Here is a 20,291-nt window from a genome sequence, read left to right as displayed (position 1 = left end):
ATCAAGCATGGGGCATCAGCCCGAAGATTTCCAAAAAGCCGGCGGTGATCACCAGCCACAACAGAGACAGAGGCAGGAACACTTTCCAGCCCAAAGCCATCAGCTGGTCGTAGCGGAAGCGCGGCAGCGTCGCGCGCACCCACACGAACACGAACAGGCAGAGCAGGATTTTGGCGAGGAACCAGATCACGCCCGGCACCAGGGTGAACGGCACGAACGGCAGAGGCGAAAGCCAGCCGCCCAGGAACAGCACCGTGGTCATGGCGGAAACGAGGATCATGTTCGCGTATTCGCCGAGGAAGAACAGCGCGAATGTCATGGCGCTGTATTCCACGAAGAACCCGGCGACGATTTCCGTCTCGCCTTCCGCGAGGTCGAACGGCGCGCGGTTGGTCTCGGCGATACCGGAGATGAAGAAGATGATCAGCATTGGAAAGAGCGGGATCGCGTACCAGAGATGACGCTGCGCCAGCACGATGTCGTTGAGATTCTGGCTGCCGGCGCAGAGCAGAACGGTGACGATGACGAAGCCCATGGAGACTTCGTAGGACACCATCTGCGCCGCGCTGCGCAGCGCGCCGAGGAAGGCGTATTTCGAGTTGCTGGCCCAGCCGGCGATGATGATGCCGTACACGCCGAGCGAGGAGATCGCGAACAGATACAGAATGCCGACATTGATGTTGGCGACAGCCCAGCCGTTATCGACCGGGATCACCGCCCAGGCGGTGACCGCCAGGCCGAACGTGATCATCGGCGCCAGGGCGAACAGCACACGGTCGGCCCCGGCGGGGAAAATCGTCTCCTTGAAGACCATTTTCAACGCATCGGCGAAAGGCTGCCACAGGCCGAACGGGCCGACCACGTTGGGGCCTTTGCGCATCTGGATCGCGCCCATCACCTTGCGCTCGAAATAGGTGAGATAGGCAACGCCGATCAGCAGCGGCACGACCACCGCCAGCGTCTTGAGCAGCGTGAGAATGACGAAGCCAAGCTCGGTATGGAAAAGAAACGCGTTCATTCCGCGGCCTCCACCGCCGGGTAATGCGTGGCGACGCAGGCCGCCATGGTGGGGCTGGCGCGGCTGATCGGGTCGGTCTGGTAGTAGTTCGGCAGCACCGGCACGAAAGCATCACGGCGCAGGGCCGCGGCGTCGCCCGACGGCGCGGCAGCATCCGTGCCCGCCAGACGCCGTACTTCGCCGCCGCGCGCGAAGAGCGAATAGGCTTGCGCCAGATGCGCGCGCAGTTCCGGCAGCGTGTCGTAAGGGAGCGCGTGGCCGAGATAGGCGCTGAGCGCGCGGATGATGCGCCAGTCTTCCCGCGCATCGCCGGGCGGCTTCAGCGCCAGCTGCGCCTGTTGCACCCGGCCCTCGGTGTTCACATAGGTCCCGTCTTTTTCCGTGTAAGCCGCGCCGGGCAGGATCAGGTCCGCCCGGGCCGCGCCTTCATCGCCGGTATGGCCCTGATAGATCACGAACGTCTCGGCGCCGATCGCCTTGGTGTCGAGCTCGTCGGCGCCCTGCAGCCAGAGAATGTCCACGCCGCCGCCCAGCATCTGCGCCGTGCTTTTGCCGCCAGGGCCGGGCAGGAAGCCGATATCCAGCGCGCCGACGCGGGCCGCCGCATGGTGCAGCACGTTGAAACCGTGCCAGTCCGGGGTGAGCATGTTGAACTGCGCCGCGAGCTGCCAAGCCGCGGCGTGAACCGCCGCGCCGTCCGGCCGCGCCAGCGCGCCCGCGCCCAAAATCACCATCGGCTTCTTCGCAGTCTTCAGCGTCTCGGCAAAAGCGTGCGAACCATCGAGGAGCGACGAGATCGCCTCCGGCCCGGCGCCGAGATGGTCATAGCCGTAGGTCAGGTCATGCGCCTGCCCGATCAGCGCGACCTTCAGCCCGCCGGTGAGCCAGCGCTTGCGGATGCGCGCGTTCAGCACCGGCGCCTCGTGGCGCGGATTGCTGCCGATGATCACCAGCGCGTCCGCCTCTTCGATCCCGGCAATCGTCGTGTTGAAGAGATAGAAGGGCCGCTTGGACGCGTCGAACACCGCGCCGTCCTGGCGGCAATCCAGATTCTTCGAGCCCAGCGCCGTGAAAAACTCCTTCAGCGCAAGCATGCTTTCCACGTCGCAAAGGTCGCCGGCGATGGCGCCGATGCGGTCCGGCGCCGTGGCTTTCATTTTGCCGGCGACGATGGCGAAGGCCTCTTCCCAGCTCACCGGGCGCAGCTTGCCGTTCTCGCGCGCCCAGGGCCGGTCGAGCCGGCGGCGCTTCAGGCCGTCGACGGAAAAGCGCGATTTATCGCCCAGCCATTCCTCGTTCACATCGTCATTCATGCGCGGGAGAATGCGCAGCACCTCGGCCCCGCGGGCATCGACGCGGATGTTCGCGCCCACCGCGTCGAGCACGTCGATGCTGTCGGTCTTGCGCAGTTCCCAGGGCCGCGCGGTATAAGCGTAAGGCTTCGAGGTGAGCGCGCCGACCGGGCAAAGATCGATGATATTGCCGGAAAGTTCCGAACTCAGCGCCTTCTCGATATAGGTGCCGACCTGCATGCTCTCGCCGCGCGCGGTGGCGCCGAGCTCCGCCACGCCAGCCACTTCGGTGGTGAAACGGATACAGCGCGTGCAATGAATGCAGCGCGTCATCGTGGTTTTGACGAGCGGCCCCCAATCGGGCTGACCGACCGCGCGCTTGCCTTCATCGTAGCGCGAATGGTCGCGCCCATAGCTCACCGCTTCGTCCTGCAAATCGCATTCGCCGCCCTGGTCGCAGATCGGGCAATCGAGCGGGTGGTTGATGAGCAGGAATTCCATCACGCCGCGGCGCGCCTTGCGCACATTCTCGGTGTCGGTGTGGATCACCATGCCGTCCGCCACCGGCTGGCCGCAGGAGGCCACCGGCTTGGGGATCTTCTCGACTTCCACCAGGCACATGCGGCAATTGCCGGCGATCGACAGCCGCTCATGATAGCAGAAGCGCGGGATTTCCTTGCCCGCCGCTTCCGCCGCCTGCAGAACGGTCGAGCCGTTCGCGACCTCAACCTCGATGCCGTCGACGATGACTTTTGCCATGCTCTTACTCCGCCGCCTGCGCCGGAACCGGACGCTGCGCGTCGATGGCGCGCGCCTCGACCAGCGGCCGGAACGCCCGCATCAAACCCTGGATCGGCCAAGCCGCGGCATCGCCGAAGGCGCAGATGGTATGACCCGCCACCTGCGTCGTCACCTGCTCCATGAGCGCGATGTCGGCCATGGTGGCCTGCCCCTGCACGATTCGGTCCATCATGCGCATCATCCAGCCGGTGCCCTCGCGGCACGGCGTGCACTGGCCGCAGCTTTCATGCTTGAAGAATTTCGACAGCCGCCAGATCGCCTTCACCACGTCCGTGGATTTATCCATGACGATGATGGCGCCGGAACCGAGGCCGCTTTTCACTGCCGCGAGCGAATCGAAATCCATCAGCTGGGTATCGCACATCGCCTTGTTCAGGATCGGCATCGACGCGCCGCCGGGGATCACCGCCTGCAGATTGTCCCAACCGCCGCGCACGCCGCCGGCATGCTTCTCGATCAGCTCTTTCAGCGGAATGCCGAGCTCTTCCTCGACATTGCAGGGCCGGTTCACATGGCCGGAAATGCAGAACAATTTCGTGCCGGCGTTCTTCGGCCGGCCGAGCGCGGAAAACCAGGCGGCGCCGCGGCGCATGATGGTCGGCGCGCCGGCGATGGTCTCCACATTGTTCACCGTGGTCGGGCAGCCATACAGGCCCATGGCGGCGGGGAAAGGCGGCTTCATGCGCGGCATGCCCTTCTTGCCTTCCAGGCTTTCCAGCAGCGCCGATTCCTCGCCGCAAATATACGCACCGGCGCCGCGATGCAGGACGATGTCGAAATCCCAGCCCGAGCCCGCGGCATTCGGGCCGATCAGCCCGGCCTCGCGCGCCTCGTCGATCGCCGCCTGCAGGCGCACGGCTTCGTTGTAATACTCGCCGCGGATATAGATGAACGCGGTGTGCGCGCCCATCGCGAAGGCCGCAATCAGGCAGCCTTCGATCAGCTTATGCGGCTCGTTGCGAATGATGTCGCGGTCCTTGCAGGTGCCCGGTTCGCTCTCGTCGGCATTCACCACGAGGTAAGAGGGGCGCCCGTCGCTCTGCTTGGGCATGAACGACCATTTCATCCCCGTAGGGAAGCCGGCACCGCCGCGGCCGCGCATGCCGGACGCCTTCATCTCCTCGACGATCGCATCCCGTCCCCGGGCGAGAATCGCGGCCGTGCCGTCCCAGTCGCCGCGGGCTTTCGCGCCGGGCAGCTTCCAATCCTGCAGCCCGTAGAGATTCTGATAGATCCGGTCAGCATCGTTCAGCATCTGGGTTACTCCGCCGCAGGTCCGTCTTGCAGCAAGGTGGTCTGGTTGGTGACCGGCGCCGAGGCGCGGCGGCCGATCACCGACCCCGCCGGCGGCAAAGGTTCGCCCGCCTTCAGTTTCTCCAGCAGCGCCTCGGTCTTCGCGCCGTCCAGATCCTCGTAATAATCGTCGTTGATCTGCAGAATCGGCGCGTTCACGCAGCCGCCGAGGCACTCGACCTCGGTCATGGTGAACATGCCATCCTCGCTGGTATGGCCGAAATCCTTGATCCCGCTGGCCTTCTTGCACGCCGCCACGACATCGTCCGAGCCGCGCAGCCAGCACGGCGTGGTGGTGCAGACCTGCAAATGATATTTGCCGACCGGCTTGGTGTTGAACATGGTGTAGAAGGTCGCGACTTCGTAGACGCGCACCGGCGCCATGCCCAGGCGCTTGGCCACCACATCCATGGCGATTCGCGGCACCCAGGCGATGCCGGTGCGGCGGCCCATCTGCCGCTGCGCGATATCCAGCAGCGCCATCACCGCGCTGGCCTGCTTGCCGGCGGGATAGCGGGCGATCGCCTTGGCAACGGCCGCCTCGGCGGGCTCGTCAAAGATAAAGTCGGTTGGCTCTGCAGTATTCACCGGTCAATCTCACCAAACACGATATCGAGGGAGCCGAGAATGCCGACCATGTCGGCCAGCATATGCCCCTTGGAAAGCTTCTCCGTCGCCTGCAAATGCGCAAAGCCGGTCGCGCGGATCTTGCAGCGATAGGGGCGATTGGTGCCGTCGGCGACCAGATACACGCCGAACTCGCCCTTCGGCGCCTCCACCGCGGTGTAGGTCGCGCCGGCCGGCACGTGATAGCCTTCGGTATAGAGCTTGAAGTGATGGATCAGCGCTTCCATCGACTGCTTCATCTGCCGGCGGGTCGGCGGGGCGATCTTGTGGTCCTGCACCTTGATCGGGCCCGGCTGCATTTTCGCCAGCGCCTGGCGGATGATTTTGACGCTCTCGCGCATCTCGGCAATGCGCACGAGATAGCGGTCGTAGGTGTCGCCATGGCGTCCGACGGGCACATCGAATTCCACCTCGCCATATTTGTCATAAGGCTGGGCGCGGCGCAGGTCCCAGGCCACGCCCGAGCCCCGCAGGCTCGGCCCGGAAAAGCCCCAGGCCAGTGCGTCCTCGGCAGAGATCACGCCGATATCGACGGTGCGCTGCTTCCAGATGCGATTGCCGGTCAGCAGGGCTTCCACGTCATCGATGAATTTCGGAAACTCCGTGGCCCAGTCGGCGATTCTCTGCTCCAGCCCGGCCGGCAGGTCCTTCGCCACGCCGCCGGGGCGGAAATAGTTGGAGTGGAAGCGCGCGCCGGAAGCGGCCTCATGAAACTCCAGCAGCTTCTCGCGCTCCTCATAGCCCCACAAACCCGGCGTTAGCGCGCCCACATCGAGCGCGAAATGCCCGATGGCGAGCAGATGATTCAGCACGCGGGTGATTTCCGCGAACATCACGCGAATCCATTGCGCGCGGTCCGGCGCCTGAATACCGAGCAGCTTTTCCGTGGCCAGCGCGAACGCATACTCGCAGGCCATCGGCGAAACGTAATCCAGGCGGTCGAAATACGGCACCGCCTGCATGTAGCTCTTATACTCGATCAGCTTCTCGGTGCCGCGATGCAGCAGGCCGATATGCGGGTCGGCACGCTCGATGACCTCGCCATCCATTTCCAGGATCAGGCGCAGCACGCCGTGCGCGGCGGGGTGCTGCGGGCCGAAATTGATGGTGTGGCTGTCGATCTCGATCGTCTTGGTGGTGGCCGGCGCCAGTTCGCTCATTTGCGGTCTCCCCGCGCCTTCTCGTCACCGGGCAACGTGGTCATGGCTTCCCACGGCGAGAGGAAATCGAAATTGCGGAATTCCTGCGTCAGCCTCACCTTATCATAGACCACCGCCTTGCGCTCGGTGTCATAATGCACCTCGACATAGCCGGTGAGCGGGAAATCCTTGCGCAACGGATGCCCCTCGAAGCCGTAATCGCTGAGAATGCGGCGGTGATCCTCCAGCCCCTCGAACGCGATGCCGAACAGATCCCACACCTCGCGCTCCCACCAGGTCGCACTCGGCCAGATCGCCGACACGGAGGTAACCGGCGTTGCTTCGTCGGTCTGCACGATCACGCGCAGGCGTTCGTTACGGGTGACGGAGAGCAGGTTGTAGACGACATCGAAGCGCAGGGCGCGCTGCGGCCAATCGACGCCGCAAATGTCCATCACCTGCTGAAACCCGAATCTGTCGCGCAGCGTCTGGAACAACGCATAAGCCTGGCCGCGTTCGGCCCGCAGCACCAGCTCGCCCCGCTCGCGATGCGCCCCGATGGCGCCCGGAATGGCTGCCATGGTGTCGCGCATGATATCCACGATGTCTTCAGCCACGGAGAATCGTCCCTGTCCGGCGAATCTTCTTTTGCAATTGCATGATGCCGTAGACCAGCGCCTCGGCGGTGGGCGGGCATCCCGGCACGTAGATATCGACCGGCACGATCCGGTCGCAGCCGCGCACCACGGAATAGGAATAGTGATAATACCCGCCGCCATTGGCACAGCTGCCCATGGAGATCACCCAGCGCGGTTCCGGCATCTGGTCGTAAACCCGGCGCAGGGCCGGCGCCATCTTGTTGGTCAGCGTGCCGGCAACGATCATCACATCGCTCTGCCTTGGGCTGGCGCGCGGAATTACCCCGAAGCGGTCAAGGTCGTAGCGCGGCATATAGGCATGGATCATTTCCACCGCACAGCAGGCCAGGCCGAAGGTCATCGGCCAAAGGCTCCCGGTCCGCGCCCAGTTCACCAGTCTGTCCATATTGGCAACGACGAAGCCCTTGCCCGCGATCTCGCCGGTGATACCCTTGATCACGGCCTCCTGCGCATCCCCCTGGGGCAGATGCTCGCGGTTCCAGGCGAGCGCTGTGGTGTCTGGGGCATTCATGCGGCTACTCCCAATCCAGCGCGCCCTTGTTCCACTCATAGATGAAGCCAACCGTCAGGACCGCAAGGAAGCCGAGCATGGAGAAGAACCCCAGCAGGCCGATGCGCGCCAGGCTGACCGCCCAGGGGAAGAGGAACGCGACTTCGACATCGAAAACAATGAAGAGAATGGCGACGAGATAAAAGCGCACATCAAACCGCCGCCTGGCGTCGCCGAAGGCCTCGAATCCGCATTCATAGGCCGCGAGCTTGGCGGGATAAGGCTTCTGATGGGCCGCGAGCACCGAGCCAAAAACCATCGCCAAACCGATCAGGGCCGCGATGGCAGCAAACACGATGATTGGGAAATAGTGCGAAAGAACCGGCTGCACGGGTGGGCCTCCCAGCGGCTGAATAATGACAAATTCGTCAGCGCCATGTCGCACCGCAACAGCCATCGGTCAAGAGACGCCAATAGGTCGATCGATATCCCCGATTGAGTAGGCTGCCATGACGAATCCGTTTAGATTGCAGACCCCGCGCTTACCGCCGCGCAAGCCGCGATCGACTTATCGCCGCCGACTTTCGTCGAAACAAATTTTTTGCTGGATTCATCTACCACACTGGCGCGAGTGACGGGGCTCGAACCCGCGACCTCCGGCGTGACAGGCCGGCGCTCTAACCAACTGAGCTACACCCGCGTGGCAGTGGGCGCGGTTTAATGCGTGCCGCGCCGAGCGTCAAGCGCCTGGAGCCGGATGATTTAGATCGAATCGCCTAGCGATCCGATCTAAAATTTGAATCCGGCTCCAGATAAATCGCTTAGAGGACCTAAAGCCATCGCCCTCTAAGCGTGCCCGGCAGCGCCCCCTTCGATGGCCGCGCTCAAAAAAAACCGCCGCGACGGAGTCGCGGCGGAAGCAAGGCCGGCAAGAGAAAATCGTATAGGCGGTGACGGGTTTGAACCGCCGACCCTCTCGGTGTAAACGAGACGCTCTACCGCTGAGCTAACCGCCCCGAAAGCAAAGCGGACGGCTTGCGCCGTCCGATCCTGATTCTATTTAGTTCACCGCATCCTTCAGCGTCTTGCCGGGCTTGAAGCGGATCGACGTGGAAGCCGGGATGTCGATCTCGGCACCGGTGCGCGGATTGCGGCCCTTGGAGGCCTCGCGCTCGGTGGTCGCGAAAGTACCGAAACCGACGAGGCGAACCTCGAGCTTCTGTTTCAGGGATTTTTCAATCGCTCCGAAAACGGCATCCACGACTTCAGCAGCCTTCGCCTTGGAAATGTCGGTTTCTTCAGCGACGGCGGCAATCAAGTCCATTTTATTCACGGGTAAACTCCCTGTTTGTGCATAATAAAGCGCCCACCCCTATCCATCCTCGATAGGGGTGAGCCATGTGAATAGTAATTCAGTTGATAGCCAATCTAGGCCGAGACCGTCAAACCGCCAAATTAATGGGGCAAAACGGCGGCCCGCCCGTCGCCCGGCGTCGCCGCGATATCTTCGGCCGCATCCTCCCAGTCAATCGGCTCCGGCTTCCGGACCAGGGCGCGATCGATGACCTGATCGACATGCGAGACCGGGATGATCGCCAAGCCTTTTTTCACATTATCAGGGATTTCAGCGAGGTCTTTCTCGTTATCCTGAGGAATGATCACGGTCGTGATCCCCGCCCGCAGAGCCGCCAGCAGCTTCTCCTTCAAGCCGCCGATCGGCAGCACCCGGCCGCGCAGCGTGATCTCGCCGGTCATGGCGATGTCACGGCGGATCGGGATGCCGGTAATCGCGCTGACGATCGAGGTCGCCATGGCGATGCCGGCCGACGGGCCATCCTTCGGAGTCGCGCCCTCCGGCACGTGGATGTGAATGTCCCGCTTGTCGAAGAAGGGCGGCTTGATGCCGAACTGCACCGCGCGCGAGCGGATATAGGAATAGGCCGCCTGCACGCTCTCCTGCATCACGTCGCCGAGCTTGCCGGTCTGCTTGATGTTGCCCTTGCCGGGCAGCAGCACGCTCTCGATGGTGAGGATTTCGCCGCCCACCTCGGTCCAGGCCAAGCCGGTGACCACGCCCACCATATCCTCGGCCTCGGTCTCGCCATAGCGGAACTTCGCCACACCCGCGAATTTCTCGAGGTTCTTCTTGGTGATGGTCACCTTCTTGACCTTGGAGGTGACGATCTCCTTCACCGCCTTGCGCGCCAGGTTGGCGATCTCGCGTTCGAGATTGCGCACGCCCGCTTCACGGGTATGCGTGCGCACCAGTTCGAGCAGCGCCTCGTCGGAAATCGACCACTCTTCCTTCTTCAGCCCGTTCGCCTCGCCCTGCTTGGCGATCAGATGCCGCTTGCAGATCTCGATCTTCTCATCCTCGGTGTAGCCGGGGATGCGGATGATCTCCATGCGGTCGAGCAGCGGCTGCGGCATGCGCAGGCTGTTGGCGGTGGTGACGAACATCACGTCGGACAAATCGTAATCGACCTCGAGGTAATGGTCGGCGAAGGTCGCGTTCTGTTCCGGATCCAGGACTTCCAGCAGCGCCGAAGACGGGTCGCCACGCCAATCGGCGCCGAGCTTGTCGATCTCGTCGAGCAGGAACAGCGGATTGGAGGTCTTCGCCTTCTTCATGCCCTGGATGATCTTGCCGGGCATCGAGCCGATATAGGTGCGGCGATGGCCGCGCACCTCGGCCTCGTCACGCACGCCGCCCAGCGACATGCGCACGAATTGCCGCCCCGTCGCCTTGGCGATGGACTTGCCGAGCGAGGTCTTGCCGACGCCCGGAGGACCGACCAGGCAGAGAATCGGCCCGCGCAATTTCGGGCTGCGCGACTGCACTGCGAGATATTCGACGATGCGCTCTTTGATTTTGTCGAGCCCGTAATGGTCGGCGTTGAGAATCCGCTCGGCCTCGAGCACGTCATTCTTGATCTTGCTGCGCTTCTTCCACGGGATGCCCAGCACCCAGTCGAGATAGTTGCGCACCACCGTCGCTTCCGCGCTCATCGGGCTCATGCTGCGCAACTTCTTCAGCTCCGCCAGCGCCTTGTCGCGGGCTTCCTTGCTCAGCTTGGTCGACTTGATCTTGGCTTCCAGCTCGGCGGTTTCGTCCTTGCCATCCTCGCTTTCGCCCAGCTCCTTCTGGATCGCCTTGAGCTGCTCGTTCAGATAATATTCGCGCTGCGTCTTCTCCATCTGCCGCTTCACGCGGTTACGGATCTTCTTCTCGACCTGCAGCACGCCGATTTCGGATTCCATGTGGTTGAACACGCGTTCCAGCCGTTCGGCCGTGCTGTCCAGCTCCAGCAGCTCCTGCTTGTCGGCGATCTTCAGCCCGAGATGGCTGGCGACCGTGTCGGCCAGCTTCGAAGGCGAATCGATCTGATTGACCGAGACCAGCACTTCCGGCGCGATCTTCTTGTTCAGCTTGATATATTGCTCGAACTGGGCGACCACGGTGCGGCCCAGCGCCTCGACTTCCTTCCCCTCGTCGGCATGGTCCTCGATTGGCGTGGCGACCACTTCGAAATATTGTTCGGTTTCCTTGAACTCGTCGATGCGCGCCCGGCGAATCCCCTCGACCAGCACTTTCACGGTGCCGTCGGGCAGTTTCAGCAACTGCAGAATCGTCGACAAGGTGCCGACGCGGTAAATATCCTCGGCCGCCGGATCGTCCTGGGCCGCGTTCTTCTGCGCCACGAGCAGGATCTGTTTGTCTTCCTTCATCACGCTTTCCAGCGCGCGCACCGATTTCTCGCGCCCGACAAACAGCGGCACGATCATATGCGGGAAGACGACGATATCGCGCAGGGGAAGGACCGCCAGCGTCTCAGAGGCGGCGGCAGTTTTGGTGACGTCAGCCATAGTGAATTCCTCGTCCTAGCATAGGCCGCCCGATAGGCACAGCCTATGGCGCCGGTTCATCCGGCCACAATCGACATATCGGCGGAAGGAAGCGGGGCTACAAGCCCCACGTCCCAGCCCCGCGCGCAACGCCTGACTCAGGAGGCCGTCTCCGCGCGCTTTTCCGAATAGAGGAACAGCGGCTCGGCCCGTCCCTCCGCCACTTCGCCGCTGATCACGACCTCGTCGACCCCGTCCAGCCCGGGCAGGTCGAACATCGTGGCCAGCAGAATGCTTTCCATGATCGAGCGCAAGCCGCGCGCCCCGGTCTTGCGCTTGATGGCGCGGCTGGCCACCACTTTCAGCGCGTCCTCGGTGAAGGTGAGCTTCACGCCCTCCATCTCGAACAGCCGCGCATATTGCTTGACCAGCGCATTCTTCGGCTTGGTGAGAATGTCGATCAGCACCGCCTCGTCGAGGTCGTCGAGCGTGGCCACCACCGGCAGACGGCCGATGAATTCCGGGATCAGGCCGAATTTCAGCAGATCCTCGGGCTCCACTTCGCGCAGGATGACGCCGGTGCGGCGTTCATCCTGGCTGCGCACGTCGGCGCCGAAGCCGATGCCCGAGCCCTTGCCGCGCTGGGCGATGATCTTTTCCAGCCCGGCGAAGGCGCCGCCGCAAATGAACAGGATGTTGGTCGTATCGACCTGCAGGAACTCCTGCTGCGGATGCTTGCGCCCGCCCTGCGGCGGCACGGAGGCGATGGTGCCTTCCATGATCTTCAGCAGCGCCTGCTGCACGCCCTCGCCGCTCACGTCGCGGGTAATCGAGGGGTTGTCCGACTTGCGGCTGATTTTATCGACTTCATCGATATACACGATGCCGCGCTGTGCCCGCTCGACATTATAGTCGGCAGCCTGCAGCAGCTTGAGGATGATGTTCTCCACATCCTCGCCGACATAGCCGGCCTCGGTCAGCGTGGTCGCATCGGCCATGGTGAACGGCACATCGAGGATGCGCGCCAGCGTCTGCGCCAACAACGTCTTGCCCGAGCCGGTCGGGCCGACCAGCATGATGTTGGACTTGGCGATCTCGATGTCGTTGTTCTTGGTGGCGTGCGACAGCCGCTTATAATGGTTGTGCACCGCCACGCTCAGCACCTTCTTGGCGTGGCCCTGGCCGATCACGTAATCGTCCAGCACCTTGCAGATCTCGCGCGGCGTCGGCACGCCGTCGCGCGACTTCACGAGATGCGTCTTGTGCTCTTCGCGGATGATGTCCATGCAGAGCTCGACACATTCATCACAGATGAACACCGTCGGGCCGGCGATCAGCTTGCGCACTTCATGCTGCGACTTTCCGCAGAATGAACAGTACAGTGTGTTCTTTGTGTCGCTCGATTTGCTGCTCATAAGCACTCCACAGCCCGGAATAGATAAAAAGACTAGACCCCCGTCAGCGAGGGCACAAGCATCGATCTCGGAGCCGAAAAAAACGCGTTAAATCAAAAACTTCATTGCCCGCAAGCCCCTTCGGAAGGGACCTTGGCAACGGCCCAGGTCAAAAAACCGTCAAAAAACCGGCCATGCCGTCAGGACATGGCCGCAGTCCCAGCGCCCGCCCGGGGCCGCCGAATTTCATCGCCGGCCGCTCCGGCCCGGCGATGAAACCATCAAATAAACCCGCCAGGCGCGACTTCAAGCCTTATCGCCCGGCGATCACGACCGCAGGTTACTTAGATGCGGCCTTGTCCTCCGTGCCGGCTTCGGGCGCGGTCGGCTGGTTCTTCACCACATCATCAACGATGCCGAACTCCTTGGCCTCTTCGGCGGACATGTAAGTATCGCGCTCCAGCTTGGCCTCGATGGCCTCGAGCGGCTGGCCGGTGTGATCGACGTAGATTTGGTTCAGGCGCCGGCGCAGGTTCAGGATCTCGCGCGCCTGGATTTCGATGTCCGTGGCCTGGCCCTGGGCCCCGCCGGAGGGCTGGTGCACCATCACGCGGGCGTTCGGCAGCGCGAAGCGCTTGCCCTTCTGCCCGGCGCAGAGCAGCAGGCTGCCCATCGACGCCGCCTGGCCGATGCACACGGTGCTGACCGGCGAGCGGATATATTGCATCGTGTCGTAAATCGCGAGGCCGGAGGAGACCACGCCGCCGGGGCTGTTGATATAGAAGGAGATCTCCTTGTTCGGATTCTCGCTTTCCAGGAACAGCAGCTGCGCGCAGATCAGCGAGCTGACCTGGTCATAAACCTGGCCGGTGAGGAAAATGATCCGCTCCTTCAGGAGGCGGGAATAGATGTCGTAAGAGCGCTCGCCGCGCGCGGTCTGCTCCACCACCATCGGCACGAGGTTGTTGTTGTAAACCTCGACAGGGTCCCGATCGAACATTTTGTAAATCCTTGCACAATATAACCGCCAGCTCCGGCACCGCCGCACGCCTGATTGAAGGCCGCGCGGCGAACGGAAGAAGACGTCATGGAGCCAAATTAGAGGATCGGGCGCGTTCGTCTAGTAGGGGGAAGAAAGCAGCCGCTTTTTGAAAAAAGCGGCGCAAAAACTTTTTTTATGCTGGGCCTGAGGCTGCGTCTCCGACAACGCCCATGACCCAGCATAGCAAAGTTTTTTTGCTACTTTTTGTTCACAAAAAGTAGCGCTTCCTTACTTTACCGGCTCAGCCCTCCGCGTCGGCGGCCAGCTCTTCCGGGGTCACGCTGGTTTCGTTCAGCGTCACCTGGCCGAGCACGTGGTCCACCACCTTGTCCTCGAAGATCGGGCCACGGAAGCGTTCCATTTCGCGCGGGTTCTTGCGGAAGAACTCCACCACTTGCATCGCCTGTTCGCGGTAGCGCATGGCCTCGGCGAACATCGCGCGCTGCAAATCCTGGTCGGCGACGGTCACGCTGTTGGCGCGGCCGATCTCGGCCACCAGCAGGCCCAGGCGCACGCGCCGGTCGGCAATGGCGCGGTATTCCGCCTTCAGCGTCTCTTCATCCTTCGCGGTATCCTCGGGGTCGGCGCGGCCGGCTTCCTTCTCCGCCTCCACCTGGCGCCAGATTTCCGCGAACTCGGCATCGACCAGCGAGACCGGCGCCTCGAAGGTCGCGCGCTCGGCGAGCACGTCCAGCAGGCCGCGCTTCAGCTTCATGCGGGTCATGCCCTCATATTCGCGGCCGATCTGCTCGGACACCTTGGCGCGCAGGTCGGCGGCGGATTCCAGCCCCATCGCCTTGGCGAACTCGTCGTCCACCACCGGCGTTTCGGCCACGGCCAGAGCCTTCGCGGTCACCTCGAATTCCGCCGCCTTGCCGGCCAGTTCCTTGGCGCCATAGGCTTCGGGGAAAGTCACGTTGATGGTGCGGGTCTCGCCGACGCTCATGCCGGCCATCTGCTCGGAGAAGCCGGGAATGAAGCCCTGGCCGGCGACGATCACGTTCACGTCAGACGCGGTGCCGCCCTCGAACGCGACGCCATCGACGCGGCCGATGAAATCGACGGTCAGCTGCTCGCCGGCGGCGGCCGGACGGGCCTCTTCCACCGGCTTGAAGCTCTGGCGCTGCTCGGCCAGGCGCTTGATCGACTCGTCGATCGCCGCGTCGGAAACCGTGGCCACCGGCTTGCTCAGGGTAATGTCGGACAGCTCCGGCAACACGATCTCCGGCAGCAATTCCAGCTCCAGAGTGAATTCCAGGTCCGAATCACGCCCCGGCTTGGTCACTTCCAGCTTCGGCTGCATCGCCGGACGCAAATTGCGTTCCTGCAGCACACGGTCGGCGGCGTCGTTCACCGCGCCCTCCAGAACCTCCGCGGCCACCGCGTCGCCATAGCGCTTGCGCACCATCGACATCGGCACCTTGCCGGGACGGAAACCCGGCATCTGCATGGTGCGGCCGAGCTCGGCCAAACGCTGCTCACGCTTGGCGGCAAGTTCGGGTTCGGGAACCACGACCGTGAAGCCACGCTTCAAGCCGTCGGAGAGCGTTTCGGTAACCTGCATCGACGAAAAATTCCTCAATTATCAACCACAACAACATCAATCTGGTGCGGGCGGAGGGACTTGAACCCCCATGACTTGCGCCACCAGAACCTAAATCTGGCGTGTCTACCAGTTTCACCACGCCCGCTTCGCGCCAGCTCAAGCCGCGCCCTCTAGCGCGACTCCGCGCCTTTCACAAGCACGGGCCTCGTTTAGCGGGCCGAATCACTATATCTGCCGGGTCATGAGCAGAAACGCAGAGCAGCCGCGCGCACCCCGCCGCCGGCACCTTATCCTTGTCGCGGTCATCGTCGTCCTGGCGCTGCCGGTTCTCGCCGCCGCGGTGCTGATCGCGAGCTTCAACCCCAACCGCTACGCGCCGCAGATCGTCGCCGCGGTGGAACGGGCAACCGGGCGGCAATTGACCATCGGCGGGCCGATCACGCTGCGCCTGTCGCTCACGCCGGTCATCGTGCTGCGCCAGCTCAGCCTCGCCAACCCGCCGGGCTTCCCCGACGCCAACCTCGCCACGCTGGACCGCGTCGAGGCGCAACTGGCGCTGCTGCCGCTGCTCTCGCAGCGCATCGACATTCTGCACCTGCATCTGGTCGACCCGCGCATCGTGCTGGAGCGCAACAGCGCCGGCACCCCGGACTGGATTTTTGCGCAGCCCGCCCCGGCCTCATCCGCGACCTCCCCGGCGCCGGCCTCGCCGCCCGCCGCGCCCGCCCCAAAACCGGCCGGCCGGACATATAGAGTCGCCTTGCAGGAAGTGGATGTCAGCAACGGCCAGGTGATCGTCAACAACAAGGCCGGCGCGCCGACGATCATTTCCCTGCCCCGCTTCAGCGGCAATGCGGCCTCGCTCGACGCCCCGCTGCATCTCGACGCCAGCGCGGAGATCGGCGCCACCCCCTTCACCCTGGCCGGCACGGTCGGCTCGATCGCCCTGCTGACCAGCGGCGGCCACTGGCCGGTCGATCTCACGTTCACGCTCGGCAATACCACCGCCCATGTCGAGGGCCGCATCGCCCACCCGCTCCTCCTCAAAGGCTATGACGCCAACGTCACCGCCCAAATCCCGGCCCTGGACAGCCTCACCGGCAGCCTGCCCGCCGCCTGGACATATGGAATGACGCTGCCGGCGGTGCAGAACCTGACCGCCTCGGCCCGCATCGTCGACCAGAACTCCCTGATCCCGGCAATCGATCGTCTGACTCTCAAAGCCGGCGCGGCGGATCTCTCCGCCTTGCGCCCAGGCCTGGCGCTGAGCAGCCTGGACATCGAGATGGCCTCGCTCGACCAGCCTTTGTCGCTGCAGGCCGCCGCCACGCTGAACGGCACGGCACTGTCTCTGAACGGCCGGTTCGGCCCGCCGCAGGCGCTGTTGCCGCGCGCCTGGCTGCCCGCCAGCATGCCGCCGCAGGTCAATTACCCGGTCACCGCCCACGCCGCATTCGGCAACGCCTCGCTCAACGTCAACGGCGCCATCGCCACGCCGGAAAGCCTCTCCGGCGTGGCTCTGTCGCTGAGCGCGACCGTCCCCGACCTCGTCATGCTGAGCCCCCTCGCCGGCACGACATTGCCCGCCTGGAAGAATATTTCCGCCCAGACGATGCTGCTCGATTCCGGCGGCCAGGGGCTGCGCAACGCCATCGGCGTGCAAAATCTCACGGTGACGATGGACAATGCCTCGTTCGGCGGCGATGCCAGCCTGTTTCTCACCCAGCCGGTGAAGCTGGTGGCGGCGATCACCGCCTCGCAGCTGAATCTCGATGCGTTGCTGGCCGCGATGCCGCGCAATCCGCCGCCCGCTCCGGCCGCCGTGCCCACCCCTAATCCAGCCCCCAATCCGGTTCCTGCACCAACCCCTGCAAGCGCGCCGCCGAATTCATGGCTGGCGACCAAAATCCCGGTCTCGTGGCTGCATGAAGGCAACGCGGACCTGCAGCTCGCCGCGGACAGGGTGGTCTGGAAGCAGACCACCTATTCCGCCCTGCAGCTCCATGCGGTGCTGAATAACGCCGTGCTGACCCTCGCCCCGGTCACCGGCCAGCTCCCCGGCGGCAGCGTGGCCGCCAGCGCCGTGATCGACGCCTCGCACGACCCTGCCACCGAAAGCCTGAAACTCAACGCCCCGGCCATGGCGGCGGGGCCGTTGCTGAAAACCTTCAACCTGCCGGCCAGCGCCCAGGGCACGGTGCAGGTGCAGATCGACGCCAGCGGGCAGGGCGATTCCCTGCAGCCGATCCTCGCCGGCGTGAACGGCCAGCTTGGCCTCGCCATGGTCAATGGCGTGGTCGACGGCACGGTGCTCGACGGGCTGTTCGGCTCCGTGCTGCGCGCCATCAACCTACCCAACAATCTGGTCGGCGCGCAGGGCCCGGTGATGGTGCGCTGCATGGCGACACGGCTGGACGCCACCAACGGCGTCGGCACCTTCCGCGCGCTGGCGCTCGATTCCAACCGGCTGCGGATGCAGGGCAGCGGCACGGTGAATTTCGGCACCGACGCGCTGAACCTCACCTTGCGCCCGCAGGTCCGGATCAGCGGCACCAATCTCGACGTCCCGGTCCATGTCGGCGGCAGTTTTTCCGCCCCCACCACCGCGATCGCACCGGGCAAGAGCGGGCCGCAATCCCTGCTGGGCGAGCTCGCCAACAGCCTCGGCCTCGGCGGCGGTTCCGCGTCCTCCGCCGATATCTGCCCGGCGGCGCTGAGCCTGGCGCGCCTGGGCCAGCCCGGCCCGGCCCCGCAGGCGCCGGCCAGCGCCCCGGCAGCCTCCCCTTCGCCGCTCCCCGCCGGCCCGACCAATCTCTTGAATACGATCCTCGGCAAATGAAGCGTTTCTGGTCCACCGCCAGCGTCGAGCGTGAGGGGGACGCGTTCACCGTCCGGCTCGACGCCCGCAAGCTGAAACTGCCCGGCGGCGCCGCCCTGTCGGTCCCATTCGCGCCGCTCGCCGAGGCCATCGCCGCCGAATGGGCCACGGCGCCGGAGAACTTCACGCCGGATGACGTGCCGCTCACCCGCCTCGTCGCCACGGCGCAGGAACGCGTGCGCACGCACCGTGCCGCCATCATCGACCAGCTCACCGCCTATGGGCGCAACGACCTGCTCTGCTACCGCGCCACCGACGGCGCGGCGCGCGCCACGGAAGACGAAGCCTGGTCGCCCTGGACCGGCTGGGCCGAACAGCGCTTCGGCATCACCCTCGCCATCGCCGCCGGCCTTATGCCGGTCGCGCAAAGCCCGGCCGCGCACGCCGCCTTCAAAAAAGCGCTGGAAGACATGAGCGACTATGCGCTGGCCGGCCTCGGCGTGATTGTGCCGGCGCTGGGCAGCCTGATCCTCGGCCTCGCCATCGCAGCCGGCGCTTTGCCCCCGGCCGAGGCCTGCCGCCTGGCCGCCCTCGAGGAACTCACCCAGGAACGCAGCTGGGGCACCGACGCCGAAACCGAAACGCGCCGTCACAAACGCGCGGAAGACGTTGCGGAGAGTGCCCGTTTCATGGTCCTTTGCCAAACATGAAAGCGACTCATCTGCTCATCTCCGGACGGGTCCACGGTGTGGGCTTTCGCGACTGGCTCACGCGGGAAGCCGTGCGCCTGGGCTTGGACGGCTGGGTCCGCAATGTCGGGCACGATACCGTGGAAGCGCTGATCGCCGGCGATACCGAAGCCGTCGAGGAATGCCTGCGCGCCTGCCGCCGCGGCCCGCCAATGGCGGCGGTGGACAGCATCACCGACACCCATGCCGAACCGCCCGACGAGCCGGGGTTCGTCAAACGCGCCTCACTGCATGCCAGACCCTAGAAAGAAAGAGGCCGCTTTTTGAAAAAAGCGGCGCAAAAACTTTTGTTAACGCTGGGCCGGTGGCATTGAAACTGCACGGGCCAAACTGACAAAAAACTACTTTTTGTTCACAAAAAGTAGCCTTCTCCTTTCTAACCAAGGGGAGACCAGCCTTAGGAGTCGCGTACCAGATGAGCCGGAACAGTGAATTGATGGCACGGCGCGAGGCGGCAGTCGCCCGCGGCGTCAACAATGCCCATACGATCTTCACTGCCCATGCCGAGAACGCCGAACTCTGGGACGAAGACGGCAAGCGCTATATCGATTTCGCGAGCGGCGTCGCGACGCTGAACACCGGCCATCGCCACCCGAAGATCATGGCGGCCGTCGTCGAACAGCTCACCCATTTCACCCATACCAGCTTCCAGGTCACGCCTTATGAGAGCTACGTGGCTCTGGCCGAACGGCTGAACGCGATCGCGCCGGTCGAGGGCAAAGCGAAGACCGCGTTCTTCACCACCGGCGCCGAGGCGGTGGAAAACGCGATCAAGCTCGCGCGCGCCGCCACCGGGCGCTCCGGCATCATCAGCTTTGCCGGCGGCTATCATGGCCGCTCCATGCTGACCATGGCGATGACCGGCAGGGCGCTGCCTTATAAACGGCGCTTCGGGCCGCTGCCGGCCGAGATCTTTCACGTGCCGTTCCCGCACGCGCCCTATGGCGTGAGCGTCGAAGACAGTTTCATCGCCCTTGAACGGCTGTTCCGCGCCGACATCGAGCCCACGCACGTCGCCGCCATCGTGTTCGAACCGGTGCAGGGCGAAGGCGGCTTCATTCCCGCGCCCGCCGAACTGCTGCTCGGCCTGCGCGCGCTTTGCGACCGGCATGGCATCCTGCTGATCGCCGACGAAGTGCAGACCGGCTTCGGCCGCACCGGCAAGATGTTCGGCGTCGAGCATTCCGGCGTGAAGCCCGACATGATCACCATCGCCAAATCGCTGGCCGGCGGCTTTCCGCTCTCCGCCGTGGTCGGCCGCGCCGCGGTGATCGACGCGGCCGAGCCGGGTGGGCTCGGCGGCACCTATTCCGGCTCGCCGATCTCCTGCGCCGCCGCCCTGGCGGTGCTGGACGTGATCGAGGAAGAAAAACTCATCGAACGCGCCAATGTCATCGGCGCGACCATGAGAGCCCGGCTGGAGGCCATCGCCCGCCGCAACGATACCGTGCCGATCTCAGCCATCCGCGGCCCCGGCGCCATGATCGGCTTCGACATCGTGAAGGTGCGCAGCAGCGATGAGCCGGACCCCGACGCCACGAAGCAGGTGCAGGCCAAGGCCCGCGAGCTGGGGCTGA

General features: G+C 64.3%; 17 protein-coding genes and 3 tRNA genes. 4 read left to right on the top strand and 16 right to left on the bottom strand.

Annotated features, from left to right (window positions below; genetic code table 11):
- Position 1: 1 nt before the first annotated feature.
- The 16 genes from nuoH to VNC39_RS13525 form a co-directional block, all read right to left on the bottom strand.
- Positions 2-1,018 carry an NADH-quinone oxidoreductase subunit NuoH gene (gene nuoH, locus VNC39_RS13600; protein WP_325400090.1) on the bottom strand — a complete coding sequence of 339 codons (1,017 nt, stop codon included), beginning with the start codon at positions 1,016-1,018 and terminating at the stop codon, positions 2-4.
- Positions 1,015-3,069, bottom strand: a complete 2,055-nt coding sequence (gene nuoG, locus VNC39_RS13595) for an NADH-quinone oxidoreductase subunit NuoG (RefSeq protein ID WP_325400088.1) — start codon at positions 3,067-3,069, stop codon at positions 1,015-1,017. The genes nuoH and nuoG overlap by 4 nt, the downstream gene beginning before the upstream one ends.
- A 4-nt stretch (positions 3,070-3,073) precedes the next feature.
- The gene (gene nuoF / locus VNC39_RS13590; RefSeq protein ID WP_325400086.1) at positions 3,074-4,366 is read right to left on the bottom strand and encodes an NADH-quinone oxidoreductase subunit NuoF; all 1,293 of its coding nucleotides are present in this window, start codon (positions 4,364-4,366) and stop codon (positions 3,074-3,076) included.
- Positions 4,367-4,371: 5 nt separating this feature from the next.
- A complete protein-coding gene (gene nuoE / locus VNC39_RS13585) occupies positions 4,372-4,992 on the bottom strand; it encodes an NADH-quinone oxidoreductase subunit NuoE (RefSeq protein ID WP_325400084.1) in 621 nt (206 codons plus the stop codon).
- Positions 4,989-6,191 carry an NADH-quinone oxidoreductase subunit D gene (locus VNC39_RS13580; RefSeq protein WP_325400082.1) on the bottom strand — a complete coding sequence of 401 codons (1,203 nt, stop codon included), beginning with the start codon at positions 6,189-6,191 and terminating at the stop codon, positions 4,989-4,991. Before VNC39_RS13580 ends, nuoE begins: the two co-directional genes overlap by 4 nt.
- The gene (locus VNC39_RS13575; RefSeq protein WP_325400143.1) at positions 6,188-6,763 is read right to left on the bottom strand and encodes an NADH-quinone oxidoreductase subunit C; all 576 of its coding nucleotides are present in this window, start codon (positions 6,761-6,763) and stop codon (positions 6,188-6,190) included. Before VNC39_RS13575 ends, VNC39_RS13580 begins: the two co-directional genes overlap by 4 nt.
- A 16-nt stretch (positions 6,764-6,779) precedes the next feature.
- Positions 6,780-7,340, bottom strand: a complete 561-nt coding sequence (locus VNC39_RS13570) for a NuoB/complex I 20 kDa subunit family protein (protein ID WP_325400080.1) — start codon at positions 7,338-7,340, stop codon at positions 6,780-6,782.
- Positions 7,341-7,344: 4 nt separating this feature from the next.
- On the bottom strand, positions 7,345-7,710 hold the full coding sequence (gene ndhC, locus VNC39_RS13565; RefSeq protein WP_325400141.1) for an NADH-quinone oxidoreductase subunit A: 366 nt from the start codon (positions 7,708-7,710) through the stop codon (positions 7,345-7,347).
- A gap of 232 nt (positions 7,711-7,942) precedes the next feature.
- Positions 7,943-8,019: transfer RNA gene (locus VNC39_RS13560), tRNA-Asp, on the bottom strand.
- A 244-nt stretch (positions 8,020-8,263) separates the two neighbouring features.
- Positions 8,264-8,335: transfer RNA gene (locus VNC39_RS13555), tRNA-Val, on the bottom strand.
- Between the two features lie 44 nt (positions 8,336-8,379).
- Entirely contained in the window at positions 8,380-8,643 is a 264-nt protein-coding gene (locus VNC39_RS13550) for an HU family DNA-binding protein (protein ID WP_325400139.1), read from the bottom strand.
- Positions 8,644-8,774: 131 nt separating this feature from the next.
- Positions 8,775-11,186, bottom strand: a complete 2,412-nt coding sequence (gene lon, locus VNC39_RS13545) for an endopeptidase La (protein ID WP_325400078.1) — start codon at positions 11,184-11,186, stop codon at positions 8,775-8,777.
- A gap of 137 nt (positions 11,187-11,323) precedes the next feature.
- On the bottom strand, positions 11,324-12,580 hold the full coding sequence (clpX, locus tag VNC39_RS13540; RefSeq protein ID WP_325400076.1) for an ATP-dependent Clp protease ATP-binding subunit ClpX: 1,257 nt from the start codon (positions 12,578-12,580) through the stop codon (positions 11,324-11,326).
- 319 nt (positions 12,581-12,899) lie between these two features.
- Positions 12,900-13,559, bottom strand: coding sequence for an ATP-dependent Clp endopeptidase proteolytic subunit ClpP (gene clpP / locus VNC39_RS13535; protein ID WP_325400074.1), 660 nt, complete (start codon positions 13,557-13,559; stop codon positions 12,900-12,902).
- Positions 13,560-13,842: 283 nt separating this feature from the next.
- On the bottom strand, positions 13,843-15,165 hold the full coding sequence (gene tig / locus VNC39_RS13530) for a trigger factor (protein ID WP_325400072.1): 1,323 nt from the start codon (positions 15,163-15,165) through the stop codon (positions 13,843-13,845).
- Between the two features lie 42 nt (positions 15,166-15,207).
- Positions 15,208-15,292, bottom strand: a tRNA-Leu gene (locus VNC39_RS13525).
- Positions 15,293-15,388: 96 nt separating this feature from the next.
- On the opposite strand from VNC39_RS13525, the gene VNC39_RS13520 reads away from it, so the two are divergent.
- The 4 genes from VNC39_RS13520 to VNC39_RS13505 all read left to right on the top strand — a co-directional run.
- Positions 15,389-17,986, top strand: coding sequence for an AsmA family protein (locus VNC39_RS13520; protein WP_325400070.1), 2,598 nt, complete (start codon positions 15,389-15,391; stop codon positions 17,984-17,986).
- The gene (locus tag VNC39_RS13515; protein ID WP_325400068.1) at positions 17,983-18,675 is read left to right on the top strand and encodes an ATP12 family chaperone protein; all 693 of its coding nucleotides are present in this window, start codon (positions 17,983-17,985) and stop codon (positions 18,673-18,675) included. Before VNC39_RS13520 ends, VNC39_RS13515 begins: the two co-directional genes overlap by 4 nt.
- On the top strand, positions 18,672-18,959 hold the full coding sequence (locus tag VNC39_RS13510; RefSeq protein WP_325400066.1) for an acylphosphatase: 288 nt from the start codon (positions 18,672-18,674) through the stop codon (positions 18,957-18,959). Before VNC39_RS13515 ends, VNC39_RS13510 begins: the two co-directional genes overlap by 4 nt.
- A gap of 170 nt (positions 18,960-19,129) precedes the next feature.
- Positions 19,130-20,291 (top strand): aspartate aminotransferase family protein (locus VNC39_RS13505; protein ID WP_325400064.1); only part of this gene is annotated, 1,162 nt, incomplete at its 3' end.

This window comes from Acidocella sp. (genome assembly GCF_035535915.1).
GTDB lineage: Bacteria > Pseudomonadota > Alphaproteobacteria > Acetobacterales > Acetobacteraceae > Acidocella.
Note: the sequence above shows the minus strand (reverse complement) of the source record. Positions and strands in the feature narration are given on the sequence as shown.